Consider the following 15,062-nt stretch of genomic DNA (forward strand, 5'->3'; position numbering starts at 1 on the left):
GCGCCGCCCACTTCGTTCCACCGTAACCAACAATTTCTGACAACAGACCCGCAACCCAGCGGCGGTGCTTCTCGTTGAGTTGATCAAAAACCGCCTTGACGTGCTCTTCTACCGCCTCCGGAATCACAACTTCAACCGCTGCCATCTGCTTTCACCCTCGACCCTAACACCACTATAGGCAAGCATACCGACTACAATGAAATCGGGAAACAGTTGATGGACACTTCCTAACCAGCGGGGGCCTGCGCTTCAAGGTCCGTATAGAAGCCGGCCCAGAGCACTGAGACAGCGACGAGTGGTTCGCTCCAACACGCGCGTTGAGCCTGGCGAGCGCCGCTCGCAAGCGGACTAAGGATGCTTGCACGCAGGCGCGGTGAGACAAGCCCGTGGAACCCGGTATCAAACGCTCTTCAGCACCGTCGAGCCCGATGAGCGGGGTCGTTGCCGATAACTCTCCCAGGCTAAGGCGATCAGCACCGAACCGCCTTCGCAGAGGCGATCCATGAGTCGCTCGCCAAGGTAGTCGGTGAGCTCATCGCGACTCAGGTTGCTGACCAGCACGGTCGGGCGCAGGTCGCTGTAGCGGGCATCAAGCACATCGAACAGCATCGCCCGGCGTTTGTCAGCGTTGCCGATCGCCATGCCGACCTCATCCATGACCAGCAGATCGACGCGCGTGAGCTGAGCGATGGCCTCGCGCTCGCTGTAGGCGGCATCGGACGCAAAGCTCGCCCGCATCATCCGCAAGGCCTCCGACATCGAGAGCAACAAGACACTGCGACCGGCGGTCAGCACCTCAGCAACGATCGCACAGGCGAGATGGGTCTTGCCGGTACCGGGGGTGCCGACAAGCACCAGACTGTCACCTTGTTGCGAATGCTGCACATGGTCGGCATAGGCCCGACAGAGCCCAAGCACCCGTCGTTGCTCTGCGGTGGTCACCTGATAGTTGGCAAAGGTCTTGTCGCGATAGCGTGCCGGAATCCCGCTGCGCCCGAGCAGGCGTTCGGAGGCGCGCTGCTGTGCGGCGCGTCGTTCGGCGAGAATCCGCCGCACCTCCTCGCGACCTGGGGCACCCAGTTCCTCAAGCGACATCACCGGCGCGCAGCCAGTCGATTTGATCGAGCGGAGTTGTTCCCGCAGCGTAGTCTTTATCGGCCAGTCGCTGACGTGTTTCATGGGTCGACCCCTTGGTCATGCGCGACTGCAGCAGCTGCAGTCGATTGATGAAGGTGGCATCCCAGCTCTTGCGTGATTCGCCGCAGTCGCGCCAATAGATGATGAATTCATCGATCTGCGCCTGCACCCAGTCGCGAGTGAGACCGCGCTTGTGCGCCCAGGCATAGACCGACTCACTCGGTTTCCAAGTGGGTGGGATCGGCGCGCTGCGGGCGCGTTGTTGGTGCGTTGGGGATGCTGGGGGGTCTACAGGGCTCGGTGCCGGTGAAGGCGGTGAGGACGTGACGGGGGCCGGCGCTAGGGCGGCTGGAGGACGCGTCGCAGCAGCGCTTCCGTCTTGCCGAACCAAGGTCAAATGCTGAGCTTTGCTGGGACTGGTTGCGCTTGGCGCTGGTGTCCGCTTGTGCTCGGCAGGAGGTGGCGGAGATTGGCGCGCGCTGTCCTTGGGTGCTGGTTCGTCCGCATGGGAAACCTGAGGTGGGCGCGGGAGTGGATCAGCCTCGACAGCAGCCTCAATGGGCACCCGGTCATCGGTTGTTGGCACATCTAACGCCGAACACAGCAGCCGGTACCGGGTCGGATACCCGCGGCCGTGGCGTTCTCGCTGCAGGTAACGCCCGTCCAACCCGGATAGGGCTTTGGTCAGACCGCGCGGCGTCACGGCAGCCAGGGTAGCCAGCTCATGCACCGAGCACTGGCAAGGATGACCGCGATGGAGCTGCTCGCAGAGGGCCAGCAGCACCAACCGCTGCGACGGCGTGATGCCTGGACACTGCCAGGCCCAGGCGCGCACCGCGTCAATGGGAAGCGGCGTGGTCATCACGGCGCGGGCTCAGCAGGTCGATCACCTCGACATCCAAGGCCTTGGCAATCTGGGTCAGGCTGTTGAGGGTGGGATTCTCGACCCGGTTCTCCAGACGCGAAATCCAGCCCTGCGTGACCTTGGCTCGCTGGGCCAATGTGGTTTGGGAATAGCCGAGCTGTTGGCGGCGTTGGCGAATCGTCATTCCGACTGAGCTGCGCATCGAGAACCTCGCAAGCGAACCATCACCAGCGCGGGGGCCTGCTCGATCGACGTCGGCTCAAGCGCGCTGCCAGAGGGATAGGCTAGGCAAAGGGCGAGGCCGACGCAGTGGGTTTAGATGCCGATTTTCGGCGTGAATTCAGGTTGACAAGACGCTAGAGAGGCGGAAACGGTTGCTGGCACAGCATGCCGGTTTCACGCTGCGATCTGTCCACTCGCATGGCGTCGTTGTGGTGGATTTCGGGACGGCTGTAGGAAGCGGCTGTGGTGAGAGGCGAGACCGAGCGCCATGCACGCGCAGGGGCGCACCGCCGTGCTGTCACTCACTGCTGACAGATCGCTGTCGCCGTCCTGGTCACCGACGAGGGGCGTTCGCGGTGGACGGCCGCCCCTAAGGCGCGCCATCCCCGCCGAGGACTAACGCCTCATCTCGAACGCGAACATAAACGTGGTCGCTGCCGCCAGGAAGAGCGAAAAGAAACCCACAGCGTCGAACCAATGGTGTTGAAGATCGGGCAAGAATCGGGCGATGTACAACGGTAGGATGGCGAGCACCCAAAAGAAGACGCTGCTAATGAGCAGCTTCAGATTTGGCCTGTCCGTCGGCATTTCGCGGGTCATTGGAGGTTCTGATCGCGACATCACGTAAGCATGGTGCGCCTTGTCGGGATCGACCGGCCCCTGGCCGAACATCGTGTCGCCGACATGGAAGACGAATCCGCCGTTCTCAGCTCTCTGCAGCGGTGGATACTCGTTGTGCACGGATGCGGTCTCTGGGCTCGCCTGATCCGGATCAACAGCCGGTTTGATCTGGTCGGCGAAGCCCCGGATGGCGTCACGAATCTCCTCTTGGCGGGTACTCATGGCCTCGGTCCTCAGGTCGATGGGGATCAATGTAAGACGCACACCGATCGGCTCCCATGGCACCGATCCGGAGACCACGCGCTGCGAAAGGATACCCGACCGCTTCCGATCTGCGAAGCCAGCGGGACTCGTCGACACCTCAGTAGAACGGAGACGCTGTTTGCGATACGTGCGCTCCGAAGGCTGACGGCGAGGAGAGCGTGTGTCCTCAGCCCACCTCAACGGCTCGCGAGTCGCACCAAGCGGAGCATCGGCTTCTCCGAGATGGACTCGCCATTGCACGCCATCTCGTAGAGCAGCCCGATCAGTTCGGCTTTCTTCTCCGGCGCCATGCTGCCGCCGATCTCCTCGAGGCCCGCTTCGACGCCGGCGATCACCGAGCCCAGCATCGCCAAATCAAGCCTGTCCTCAACCCCGTCAGGGCGTCCTTCCCCAGTGGCCAGCCAGCGCAGCGAGACCTGGGTCGTTTGGGCGATTTCCACCAGTTTATCGGCACCAGGCACGCTGGTTCCCGCGAGATACTTGCGGAAGATACTTTCCGAGATTCCACACTTTCGCGCGAAACCCAGGGTGCTCATGCCGCCCTTGATCTCGGCCAGTCGTTGCGGGAAACCGGCGCCATCCCAACCGGGATAGCGGGCTGTATCGATGTTTGATGGGGTCTTTGAGGTCTCAACGGCGGACATGATCAGCGTCCTTTCCAGGTCAGAATGAACAAAGTGTAACGCTTTATCGCGAGTCATTGTTGTGTTTTTCGCGCTGTAGTGCATATCATAGCGCGAACTAAGCTCGATATAACGCTTTATCTGATGCCCACAAAGACGGAGGCTGATCTGGACCGAGCGGTGGTGACCTTGAATCTGCACTGGCTCCTGAGCGCGCAGGCGCTGGCGCGCTCAGATGTGGAGAAGGCGAGGCTGGTCTACGGTCTTGATCTGGAGTTGATCGGCGTGCTGCGCCAGGCCTCGTTCTTGGTGCTGTGCGCCTTGGCGGAGTCGGGGGTGTTGCTGTTTCGACCGCGCTTTCCATCGCGCTTACTGCATGAGCGCTTGAGCGTTCCCTCGTCGTCGATGGTCGCTTCTGAACTGCAGACGCTGTTGCTGGCTGCCGAGGAGGCGGAGCGCTCATGAGACTGCAGCAATTGGCCCGCACACAGCAGGCCGTCGCGCTGCTCCGATGCGGGATGCGCACGACCTTGGTCCAGCGGATCACGGGTTTGCGGGCTGCGTTGGTGCGCGAGCTGCACCGGGAGATCCATGCGGACAAGCCCAAGTCTGGACAGCTGCCGAGTACGCACGCGGTGCTGGACTCGGTACTCAGTCAGGCCAGCGCATCGCTGTTCATTGCGCTGTATCGGGCGCTCGGTGGTGCCGAGACGGAGCGGCAGATCCAGCTTGAGGCGTTGCTGCAGGCCCATCGGTTGTACCTGGAGCAGCAGGAGCGCGTCGCGGCTGGTGGCCGGCTGGGACCAGCCATCGATATCAATGCGGCTTGGGTACTGGCCCGGGATCTGACCACCGGGTTGGCGTTGCGGCGCTTTTGTCGGCAGTGCCGCATCCATTACCTCGCTGCGGACTTTTCGCGCACCGCGTTGCAGTGTCCGATCTGCAGACTCAAGCAACGGGGTGGTTGGCGAGGACGGGGTGGCGTGCGGCCGGCGAAGGATGATGAGGCCGTTGATGCGCAGCCCCCGGCTCACTGACGCCGCTGAGGAGCGCTGTCAAAGAGGCCCCACCAGATGAACCCGCCGGCCATGGCTGTGTTCGGCTAGGGATCGCCAAGAAACCGCCCTTCACTCGGTCAACGCTGATCGGCTGCCATCGGCTTGGAACACCCTGAATGAGTGAGCGCCGTCTCAAGACCAGAAGGGCCACACCTTTTTCCAGCGAACGGGCGCGAGTCCAGGATCGCGTTTTCCTCCACGACCCAAGCAGGACGACCATGCAGACACAAACGCAGTGCACCGACAGTACCCCGACTCCCAACGAGCCCCAGGTCGACAACGACCGCTTGATCACTGCCGATGAGGTTCGGCGTCTGGCTGGCGGCATCAGCGACATGACGTTGTGGCGCTGGATCAAGCTGGGGATCACCCCGGCACCCTTGGTGATCGAGCGTCGCCGTTACTGGTGGCGATCGGCGGTCGTCGCCTCGCTGACGCACGCAGGACGGGCTAACGCCGAGCAGCTGTGAGATTGATTAAAGGAGGGGCGGCTGGGAAGTGCTGCGATGGGAGCCGCTGACAATGACGATCGCCGACCGCCTCCAGTGGTCATCACAACGCGAAGTAGACGGCCAAGCATCCCGACCCAGTGAAGCACCTCGGTCCTGTGTCAGTGCCTTTCAAACGTCTGCAAAATGTTACCCCCAGCGTTACCCCAGAGGCCTAAAATGAAAAACGGGCTAGCCCGTAAAGTAGCTAACCCATTGTTTTATATGGTGCGCCCTGCAGGGTTCGAACCTGCGACCACCTGATTAAAAGACCGACTCTCCCGGTTTCGCAAGTCGCTGTCTCGTCTCGCTTTTTCTTCCGGGTCAACGGCTTACAGTGCCATGCAATTGTTGCGCCTTGTGGCCGTTTGTTGCCGTTTCTGAGCCTCAACTGTGCCGTGAGTGTGCCACGGCACAGCGCTTTCTTGCTTTGCTGCGTTTGATTCTCAGTTCTCCGCGCAGCAAAATCTCAAGCGTCCGCTCAAAACCCACCATAACCCACCACTAGGCCGTTTTTTGGCCTTTTTCCTTATACAAGACAAGAGGTTAAGTAGTGGTGGGTTTCCCGCGCAAAACCCACCACACGCGGTCGATCAGCGCCAGCAAATACCCTCAGCAGGGGCAATACAACCATGGCGATCAACCCCACGGTCCCGGCAACCGTCAGGGACATCGTGATGGTTCAGGGTATGGTCATGTTCACCATACCTTCGCCGATCGTGGCGTTACCGGGTAACGCGGTAACGGGGATGTCGTGGAGCGTGACCAGATCCAGGTTTGGATTATCTGCGGTGGCAGCGGGTTAGCTTCACCTCGCCGCGCTCGATGCCAGCCAGGAGGAACCCGGCTTTCTCGCGCTCGACGGCCGCGCGCTTGACGCCGATGCGCTTAGCTTTGGCTTCAGACTCGTTGCCGCGTTTTTGCTTTGGCTTTGGTGCGGGTTGTGATGGTTCTGCCTCTACCTTCCCGGGTAGCGCCTCAATCTGAGGCGCTACCCGGCTCTGCACCTTCCCGCTATCGTCGCGCGGCTGTTCGGCTATCTGTGCCTTCGCCGCCTCAGCCCGCTTAGCATTGGCCTCATCGCGCAGACGTTGCTGCTCGGCTCGCCACCAAGCCAGCCACAGCACGGCCTTAGGGGCTCATTGCGCGATTATCGGGCGTCGGGTGCTGTCCAGGTGCGGCTAAGTGGCTGAGGCGCCGTGGCGGGCCTGTGGGCCTAGGTGCGGGCTGTCTGGCGTTGTACAGGCTGCCCCACGCGCGCGCGGGCGCGACCATCTGAAAATGACCCTTTGGCCCGATGTGCCGGGCTGCCCCACGCGCGCGCGGGCGCGACCGAGTCGGTTTTGGCAGTAAATTTACTGCCAACCCGCTCCGTCCCATGCTTCCGATCCGACTCAATCGCTGTCAGCAACGCCTTAACCCGCCATCTCGGCTCATCAATCTTGGCGAGCGGTGTTGGTCTTGTTCTGGAGCTTCCAGACGTTGTAGATGGGCGGCTCGAAAGACTCGTCGGAAAATTGGACTTTGGTGCTTTTTGGAAAATCTTCTAAAATGCACGGAAGTTCCTTTTTCACTACATCAACAGACCCAACCGCCTCGCCAATCTCCTCAGCGGTATAGGCTTTCAGATACAGATCGCGGATGGTCGCCTTACGCGCTTCGCGGTCGGCTTGGTCAAGGTCTGAGACCCATGACGTAACGGATCGCACGGTAACGGACAGCAGGCTCGCTAGTGCTTTTTTGCGGTCGGCGTTGCCAAAATTGCAGCGGATTGCCAAGGCGCAGATTTTGCCAGTGGCAATGAGGGGGAGGATGGCAATTGGCTTGGTGAAATGGCAAAGGCAACAGGGACTCCGCAAAAAACACTCTACAACTGGTGGAAATCCTTCACCACCGAAACCAACCGCAGCATCACACCCAAGCAAGCCACACCAGAGGATAAATCCGCCTTCTTCGATTGGCTCGAAGCCGCAATGACCTGACCGGCGCCGAGCGGAAAGCGTTTGCGGCTGAGGTGGGGAGGTTGATTCCACGGTTGTACGTCGATTCCAGCGGCGACGCAGATTCCACTATGGAACAGAAATGGCTGCTGGAACTGGCAGAGAAATCTGGAATGGGCAAGTCCGCGCGTGGGGCAGCCGAGAGCCCAAACCTGCGATCTGCCGGTTTGACTGTCGCGCCCGCGCGCGTGGAGCAGCCTCCTCAGCGGCCGCACAGACCAAGGGCGTTGCGAAGATCGAAACACTAGAATGAAAAAGCCCCGCAAAATAGCAGGGCTCTTTCTCCGCATTCCCCGATGTTTCAGGCCCCTACAGGGCGGGATTGCTCCCCTCGGTGTCACCAGGCAGCACTTGGTAGCGGGCAAACGTCACCGTCTTGACGGCGGCTGCAGGATGAGCATGGATCGTGCGGCTTGGATTTGCCAGCGCTGTAAATTGGATGCTTCGCCGTCCCGGGCGGGTCTCCGGGTTTCCCGTGAGCGATGTTACGAGCGAATCGCAACCCTCGATTCGGGGTCCTAGCCAGGCTTGCGCGTTGGCGTCCGACGAAGCTCAGGTACAGCTTAGACAAGGGGGTCGTCGATGGCTACCCCTTTGGTGGTCTAGGCGGCTTCGACCATGCGCGTGCGCTGCCGTATGGCAAACCGCTGTAGGCCTTGAGCGCGTTCATCATCGGCTCGTGGGCCTCGCGCTTGCCCTTCAGTGCGTCCTGTCTTGGTGGGTTCGCGTAGAGCTTGGCGATCAGTTTCCGCATGCGGCGAAACTCCATCACAAGCCGATACTTGAACTCGACAACGCGCTCTGTGTTGCGGGTCAGTAGGAGGACGAATGCGGCCTGATCGTCGCTCAGCAGTGCGACTTCGGTTTGCTGCCCGGCCCCATGAGCCGAAACAACTCGGATTTCAAATCCGAGTTGACCCATCGAACCCCTGCAGGCTCCACCTCATCAACCAGCTTGCGGTATTGGTTCGCCCCGCTCGGATTGTTCACCGTCCCCTCAGCCGCACCCAGCTTGTGAGGGCGGCGACGGGGAAGGAGGGGGATACCGCAAGAACTGAAGCAAGGCGTTTCGGCGATGCCGGTGAGGTTATCGCTCACTTGATTGAGCAATGTGACAACGATGTCACATTACTCCTATCCACCGACAGTAACCGTCGTCTCCACCTCGTCGAACTCAAACAATCCCCGCGCGAATTGTGGCCCATGCTGGCCGGGTTACTGGTCGAGCATGACTGGTCGGTGAAAGAGGTGAAAGCCGCCGTCGAGCGCCTTGATAACCGCCTGCTTGGCCCTGCCCAATATCAGTCTAGGCGAGCATGGTCGTGTTGACCATGCCCCTCGCGGTCTAAGCGTCGACCAGCATCCCGACATCCTGCATCTCGATCGCACCGCGGGCGCCGTCGACCAGATCAGCCAGGCTGCGCAGTCGGTACTGCAGGCCAGGATGGTCACCAAGGGCGGGATGACGGCGAACGATCTCTGCCACGGCTTTCAAGTCGCGCTCGGTCCCGGCCAGCCAGGTCGAGTTTATGAACTGCTCGATGACCAGCTGCGGAGACGAGTGCTTGGCCGCGGTGCCGAGCGCCTCCGCGAGCTTCCTGGTCTGATCGTTCAACTGCGCATCGCGCAAGTCCAGCCGGTGCGCCATTTCCTTACGTTCCTGCTCCCATTGCTGGCGCTCGCGTTCCAGTTCCTGCAGGCGAGATTCCATCTCGGGGTCGGCCCGGGTGACGACGCGAGGCGCAACGGCCAGGGCGCCTGTTTCTGCGGCCTCGAGCTTAGCTTGAGCTTCGGCGAGGGATTCCCGTAGTTGGGTCATTTCTGCAGCGTATTGCCCGACCTGACCGTCTTTCTCCGCAGCAGCCTGCTCCAGCCGCTTGAGCGCTTCGCGGTCCCGCTTGGCGTTGGCTCGGGTCTTTCTGGTCTTCTCGATCTCATCCTCCCGCGCTTTGCGAATTTCGGCCTCGACTTGCGCTTTGGTAAAGGTCTCGCCGGCTTCCATGCGCGCTTTGAGGTCTTGCTTAACCCCATCATGGGATGCAGAAGCGATTGCTTTGAGCACGGAGAAGCTGTTCAGAATATTACTCCCGGGAGTAACATTTTCGGCGAGATAGTGGCCGAACTCGGCGTAGGTTTTGATCAGCTCGGTTGCCCGCGAATACCCGCTTGGTCTCTGGCTGTTCAGATACTCGATCCAACCTTTTTTGCCGTGCTCTGCTTTCCATTCGTCTCGCAACGAAGCTAGGTCTCTCCCGGCTTCCAGGCGCAGGATGATTGCTTGCTGAGCAGTCGCGCGAGAGGCATCGTCCTTGGCGAACGCACTATGCACCTTGCGTTCAAAGGTAGGTGCCACAGCCAAGCCTTGTTGGTTCATCTCGGTCTCCATCGATGTTGGTGTTTCACTCATCGCACAACCCCCGCAGCTCGGCCAACAGCGTTGCGCAGCTGGGTAGAGCCACGTTCCACGGCCGCTAGACGCTCCCGCAGTTCGCCGATGGTGCGCTCCTGCTCAGCGCATCGGTCACTGAGCCGACGACGCGCAGCGGCGTTTTGATCTGGATGGGCGGTCATTGCTGAGGCAGCAAAATGATACCGCCGTAGCATTTTCAGGTGGCTACCCCCCTTGGTGCTCAGCCCAGGGTTAGTCCGTACTCAGCGTCAATAGCGTTCATCTCGGCCAGTATTCGTTTCGCGGTGACCGGGTCGGCCTCGGTGATCCTCGCCAGCAGGATGCGATGAAAGCGGGTTACTCGACTCACCGAGAAATACCGCTCTTGACCATCGACCGCGAGTTTCAGAATCGCTGCTCGCGTCTTCAGCGCCTCACGCAAATCCGCGGGATCGTTGACCGTGATCGTATCGCCGTCGACCGCCGCGGCATGGTCGGTGAGGGCATCGCAATAGCGCAACATGTTGTTGATCTCGGCCATCAGTTCAATCGGCTGCGCAACGTCTGGCTTGGTAATGGCCTTGGCGTCGACGGCTTTGGCAACCGTCTTGACGCGGGTCTTGTCGGCGTAGGTCTTCAGTAGATCGCCGGTGGATCGCTCGAGGATGCCTTTCTCGATCAGCTTGTCGCGCTCTTCGCGCACATACCGGCGCCACATTGAATGGCTGATTGAGTGCGGTCGATCGAAGCGCTCCCATTCGCTGTCACCCCAGCTCAGCAGGTGGTCCTTGATGCGCTGGCGAAGGCGCGGAACGTCGATTTTTGCGGTTCTGCGAGGCATGGGTTCAGTGGTTCAGTTTCGGTTCAGATCGCTGAACCTGACGTTTTCGCCAGAACTGGCAATGGCTGAAGGGCAGGCGACGCTATTACCGGCGATCCTGGTAATAGCGCCAGCCGCATCACGCCACATCGATCCCACGTTGACGCTCGACCCAATATGCACCCTGCACGTTCTTGCGCCGAACCCACTGATCCGACCGGATGTAATGCAGCGTGCAGAGGAAGCGGTTGAACGGCTGGAAGTCATGCACGACTTGCGTGACATAGGCAGACCACCACAACGACTCGCTCTTTGCGCTGCGCTTGAGTCTGAAGTAGTCGCCGACGCGATAGGACGCATAGCCTTTGACAGTCAATGACCCTCGCTCGAAATTGTGGGTCTGCTCGCCCGCTTGGATCAGCCACTTCTGCCGTTCCTCGGCCCAGCCTTTGACGCCTTCCTGAGCCTCGTTCTGCTCGGCTTCCCGGTTGTTCATCACCGACAACTGACTCGGCAGCAGGTGCGTTTCCTCGATCTGAATCCGATCGCCGTATTTCGCGCGCGTCTCCGCGTTGACGACGCCCATACCGTTGGCGACCGACGACGCATAACCGATGGCCGCGCCCTGTGGTGGCACTACCCAGACATGGTTGACCATCTCCGCGTCGTCCCGGTGGGCATTGAGCGCGACGACATTTGACATCGGGATCTCGAAAAACCGCAGATCGGCATTCACATCGTCGTCAAAGTCCGGCAGCGGGTTGCCGTCCATGTCAAACCACGGTGCTGGCCTGAACACCAGTTCCGGGTTGTCTTCGCCTTCGCGGACGAAGAACTCGTTCCAGGGTCTGTCGGCGTAGCGGTCCAGCAGCGACCAGACCGGCCCCTCCTGGCTGAGCGCGGTCGCGGGGATGATGGTGCCTCGCTTGACGAAGAATTTCTTTTGGAACTCGTAGCCGGCCGCCGTCATCATCGAATCGGTGGTGATCGTCGCCACTTCCCACAGGAAATCCCCTGCAGGATGGGCCTTACTGACAAGCTCGGTCCCGACCAAATACTCGTTGAGGAACGTGCTGGCGCCGTCCTTGGTTGGTATGCCCCGGTTTTGAAACGTGATCCAGGGGTGCAAACGCTCGACAAGGAACAAGCACCCCGCATCATGCGCGACGACCGTCACGAAACGCTGCGGCTTGCCTTGGCCGTCGATGGACTCGTTACGCCCGACCGAGCGCAGGAAGCCCCGGAACACGACATAGAAGTCTTCCAGGCTCGCGCTCCCTTCGCGCCAGCGTCGCATCGATATCGTGATGGGCTGAAACGGCTCCCATTGACCATAAGCTGAGTCGCCGTCCAGTGGCATATCGGGAAAGATCAGCTGCGCCTCGCCGGTGGGTGCATAGAGGTTCTTGCTGATACGCACCGAACCGCGGTCACCGAGCAAGTGGGTTACGTCGCCGCCGTCGATCTCGACCTTGATCTCGGGTCGGTAGCTGTGGCGCGTTGCGATATTAGACTGTGACATCGTGATTCCAGGTCTTGCGGTCCCGCGTCGATCCCGCCACGAGCGGCTCGGACACAGTGAGGTTGTAGCGCTGCATGTTGACGCTGCCGTCAGCGGCTGCGGTGCTGATGTTGACGTTGACATCGGCCGCGGCCGATACGGCCTGTTGGCGTGCCTCAGCCCTCTCTTGCTGCTCTTTCTGCTGCTGCTGGATCTCGCGGGGCAGGTCGGCCATGCCGGGCAGCATGGCGCCTGTGGATAGCCAGTTGCCGGCGTCGGCGCCGAACTGGCGCATGAACTCCTGCATCCTGTAGGGAGGGCGGATAAAGTATTCGGTGGTCGTCTTGCCACCACCGACGATCGGGCGCTTGCCGCCGCGCGGTTTCTGGTTGTCGACAATGTCGAGCATGTTAGGGTCGTCCGGGTCCGTACCCATCACGGTATAGACGTGATCGGAGCCGCGTAGGCCAGCGCCCCAGTCTGCTGTCACCCCGATATCCCCTGCCTGCTGCTCGCCGATCGGTACCTTATCCCAGCCTTTTCCGAGCAGTTGGTCCACTAAATTCTGAGCACCAAGCTCTGTCTTCACATCAAACCCATTGCGCTGCAGCAGCGAGCTGGTGTGTGCTGCGCAACCGTTGCTGAGCGTGCCACCACGCAGCCGGCGAGTGTCTTGCTCAACGGCTGGCATGTTCCTCGTGATTCTCTCAATCACCGATTGCGTGCTGGCGCTCGACTGAGGCTCTGGCGTCGGGATTGGGTTGGTGCTGGCGCTCGGCTGGCCTAAAGCGCCGGGATTGATCGCATAAGGCGTCGGGTTGACGCTGCCCTCTGCTGGCGGGATGAGAAAATCCAATGCCGCACCACCTGCCCGCACTGCCCCGTCACCGAGCGCTGGCGCTGCGTCGCGTACTGATTGCACTCCGTCCCACATCAGCCCCGCCGGCCCCGTACCAAAGACGCCCATCATTTTGCCGGTCATCTTCCAGGCGAAATTGGCCGCCTTCCCTAACATCTCCAGCTCGGTCGCCGCGTCCTCGACGGCTGTTGCAAACCCCTCGACACCCTCCAGGGCCTCGAGCAGCAAGCCTTTCACCGCATGGATGGTCGGTTGCGCCCGGGCCGCAATGTCCGCCGACTCGTTGGCGATCCCCGCGGTCAGCGATCGGGAGGTGTCGGCTGGTGTCGGCTCGCCGATGCGCTCGCGCCAGCTGTACTCGCCGCCGGCCGCTTCTTGCTTGCGTTTCTCTTCGAGCATTTTCACGGCGTGCAGGAAGTCGGTCATCGAACCGAGCCCCATATCCTTGAAGCCTGCCGCCATTGAGCGCAGCGGGTCGTCAGACAGCCCCGTCGGCAGGGCGCCCTGCAGGTAGTCCATCATCATCTCGATTTTGGTCTTGTCGCCGCCCTCGCCAAAAACCTCGTTTGGTGTCGCGGTCCATGGCTGCTCCATGAACAGTTTCATTTTTGCGTAGTCAAAACCGAGCATCGGCCCGAAGGCCATCGTCGCGGAAACCTCATCCATCGCGTTCTTGCCGGTTCCCAAACTGGACAACGACGACGTAATCTTGGATGCCGCACCGACCGACATCGCACCGTTGGGACCGTAGAGCGCGCGCAGCAAAGCCGCTTGGTTCTCCGCTTCAGACAGCGTTGCCTCGCGCCCAAGGTTCTGCTCGATGTTGGCTAGATACTCGACCATCTGCTCGGTCAGCTGCAGCGCCTGCGCGTTCATGCCAGACCCTTCGATGGTCTGCGCCATGAGATCCTTGAAAGCGTCTCGCTCGCCTTCGTCATCGCCGATGCCAGCTCGCTCAGCGCGACCGAGCAGACCGACACCCTGTCCAGGCTGCAGACCCATGGCACGCGCCCACTGCCCTGCTGAGGCTGCGCCAGTGAGTGCTGATTCGGTGTCGTCGCTGTTGGCGGTGCGCATGAACTGCTCGCCGAGCGCCGCGGCATCCGATTGCGCCATCTGCAGCGCTTCGCCCAGATCGCGTGTGCGGTCCATCAGTCCGCCGAAACCGTCTTTGGCACCGAGCGCTTTGTACTGCGCGTCGACGCTGTTGATCGTGCGCAAATGCTCCCCGTAGCCTTTGGTGAGAACGGCACCAGCTGCAGCAACGCCTCCCACCACGGCACCAATGCCTGTCGCTGCGAGCGCGGTTCCGCCTGCCATCGCTGCCGCACCACGCGCGCCTAAGCCGAGTCCGAGCGCACCGCCCATGCCGGCCTGACCGACGACATGGCGACCGAGTGCCTGACCGCCATAAGCGAGTCCCTGTAGCGCACCGCTGCGGTGCCCTGGACCCGGCTGTGGCGGCTGAGCGCCTGCCTGATAACCCGGCCCCATAAACCGCTGCCAGTTCATGTCGGCGATGCGCGGATCGCGGTACATGCGTCGAAACTGCTCCGGGGTCCACTGATCCGGATGCTCGGTGCTCAGCCCATGCTCGCCGGCACGCTTGATGATCGATCGGCCGAAGCTCGAGTTGCGCCGCATCCATTCGATGCGGTCTTTGATGTTGTCGAGGTGCTTCTCGACCTCGGCAAACTGACCGGTTGGAAACCGGATGTCAGCGAAGGCACGCCCGGCTTGCCCTGTCTCCTTGAGCGCGCGGTTGATCTTGTCGATCGCCGAGTTGAAGTCGTGCGCTTCCTGCGGATTGAACGCGCCCGTAACTGATGCGCCCTTGAGCGTCTGCGCCAACTTGTCGGCGGTCTGCTTGGCCGCGTTCTCGAGCTGCGTAAAGTCGGCCTCGCCTTTGATGCCGATGCGGATGTTTTCTGCCATGTCTTATGTCCTCGGTGAATTAGTGCCGGCTTGCTGCAGCGTCGGCCGGCGGCGACGTGGACGGATTTAACCTCCGGTGCAGCTCCGGTGGGCAATCACGATCCCGGTTGCTTCGGCCGCTGCTCCTGCAGCTGGAGCGCTCGATCGGCCAGCCAGGCAGCAGCGGTTGCGTCACCAAGCCGGGCCGCGCGATCGATCTGCTCGAGCCATTGGTGCCCGTGGCAGCGGGCCAGGCGCCGAATCTCTTTATCGAGACTCGGAGGCCGGCCTGTTTTTGCTG

Annotated in this window: 14 protein-coding genes; 3 read left to right on the top strand and 11 right to left on the bottom strand. The window is 61.3% G+C overall.

Annotated features, from left to right (window positions below; all coding sequences use genetic code 11):
* Positions 1-399 precede the first annotated feature (399 nt).
* The 5 genes from CCR96_RS19700 to CCR96_RS19720 all read right to left on the bottom strand — a co-directional run bounded on the left by CCR96_RS19700 (position 400) and on the right by CCR96_RS19720 (position 3,837).
* Positions 400-1,095: an ATP-binding protein gene (locus CCR96_RS19700; RefSeq protein ID WP_201222590.1), complete on the bottom strand. Its 696-nt coding sequence runs from the start codon at positions 1,093-1,095 to the stop codon at positions 400-402.
* Positions 1,085-1,999, bottom strand: a complete 915-nt coding sequence (locus CCR96_RS19705; protein ID WP_201222592.1) for a DnaT-like ssDNA-binding domain-containing protein — start codon at positions 1,997-1,999, stop codon at positions 1,085-1,087. The genes CCR96_RS19700 and CCR96_RS19705 overlap by 11 nt, the downstream gene beginning before the upstream one ends.
* Positions 1,977-2,204: a helix-turn-helix domain-containing protein gene (locus CCR96_RS19710; RefSeq protein ID WP_201222594.1), complete on the bottom strand. Its 228-nt coding sequence runs from the start codon at positions 2,202-2,204 to the stop codon at positions 1,977-1,979. Before CCR96_RS19710 ends, CCR96_RS19705 begins: the two co-directional genes overlap by 23 nt.
* 416 nt (positions 2,205-2,620) lie before the next feature.
* Positions 2,621-3,067: a hypothetical protein gene (locus CCR96_RS19715; protein WP_201222596.1), complete on the bottom strand. Its 447-nt coding sequence runs from the start codon at positions 3,065-3,067 to the stop codon at positions 2,621-2,623.
* A 218-nt stretch (positions 3,068-3,285) separates the two neighbouring features.
* On the bottom strand, positions 3,286-3,837 hold the full coding sequence (locus CCR96_RS19720; RefSeq protein ID WP_242519234.1) for a helix-turn-helix domain-containing protein: 552 nt from the start codon (positions 3,835-3,837) through the stop codon (positions 3,286-3,288).
* A 39-nt stretch (positions 3,838-3,876) separates the two neighbouring features.
* On the opposite strand from CCR96_RS19720, the gene CCR96_RS19725 reads away from it, so the two are divergent.
* From CCR96_RS19725 to CCR96_RS19735, 3 genes are all read left to right on the top strand, one after another.
* Positions 3,877-4,197 carry a flagellar transcriptional regulator FlhD gene (locus CCR96_RS19725; protein ID WP_201222598.1) on the top strand — a complete coding sequence of 107 codons (321 nt, stop codon included), beginning with the start codon at positions 3,877-3,879 and terminating at the stop codon, positions 4,195-4,197.
* Positions 4,194-4,769 carry a FlhC family transcriptional regulator gene (locus CCR96_RS19730; RefSeq protein ID WP_201222605.1) on the top strand — a complete coding sequence of 192 codons (576 nt, stop codon included), beginning with the start codon at positions 4,194-4,196 and terminating at the stop codon, positions 4,767-4,769. Before CCR96_RS19725 ends, CCR96_RS19730 begins: the two co-directional genes overlap by 4 nt.
* Before the next feature lie 239 nt (positions 4,770-5,008).
* Entirely contained in the window at positions 5,009-5,260 is a 252-nt protein-coding gene (locus CCR96_RS19735; protein ID WP_201222607.1) for a helix-turn-helix transcriptional regulator, read from the top strand.
* Positions 5,261-6,714: 1,454 nt separating this feature from the next.
* On the opposite strand, the gene CCR96_RS19740 is transcribed toward CCR96_RS19735, so the two are convergent.
* The 6 genes from CCR96_RS19740 to CCR96_RS19765 form a co-directional block, all read right to left on the bottom strand.
* On the bottom strand, positions 6,715-7,311 hold the full coding sequence (locus tag CCR96_RS19740; protein WP_201222609.1) for a hypothetical protein: 597 nt from the start codon (positions 7,309-7,311) through the stop codon (positions 6,715-6,717).
* A gap of 553 nt (positions 7,312-7,864) precedes the next feature.
* Entirely contained in the window at positions 7,865-8,200 is a 336-nt protein-coding gene (locus tag CCR96_RS19745) for a Rha family transcriptional regulator (protein ID WP_201222611.1), read from the bottom strand.
* Between the two features lie 423 nt (positions 8,201-8,623).
* The gene (locus CCR96_RS19750; protein WP_201222613.1) at positions 8,624-9,685 is read right to left on the bottom strand and encodes a hypothetical protein; all 1,062 of its coding nucleotides are present in this window, start codon (positions 9,683-9,685) and stop codon (positions 8,624-8,626) included.
* A 223-nt stretch (positions 9,686-9,908) separates the two neighbouring features.
* The gene (locus CCR96_RS19755) at positions 9,909-10,508 is read right to left on the bottom strand and encodes a hypothetical protein (RefSeq protein ID WP_201222615.1); all 600 of its coding nucleotides are present in this window, start codon (positions 10,506-10,508) and stop codon (positions 9,909-9,911) included.
* 118 nt (positions 10,509-10,626) lie between these two features.
* Positions 10,627-11,928: a hypothetical protein gene (locus CCR96_RS19760; RefSeq protein WP_201222617.1), complete on the bottom strand. Its 1,302-nt coding sequence runs from the start codon at positions 11,926-11,928 to the stop codon at positions 10,627-10,629.
* Between the two features lie 67 nt (positions 11,929-11,995).
* Positions 11,996-14,782, bottom strand: coding sequence for a hypothetical protein (locus CCR96_RS19765; RefSeq protein WP_201222619.1), 2,787 nt, complete (start codon positions 14,780-14,782; stop codon positions 11,996-11,998).
* Between the last annotated feature and the right edge of the window lie 280 nt (positions 14,783-15,062).

Source organism: Halochromatium roseum (genome assembly GCF_016653315.1).
GTDB lineage: Bacteria > Pseudomonadota > Gammaproteobacteria > Chromatiales > Chromatiaceae > Lamprobacter > Lamprobacter roseus.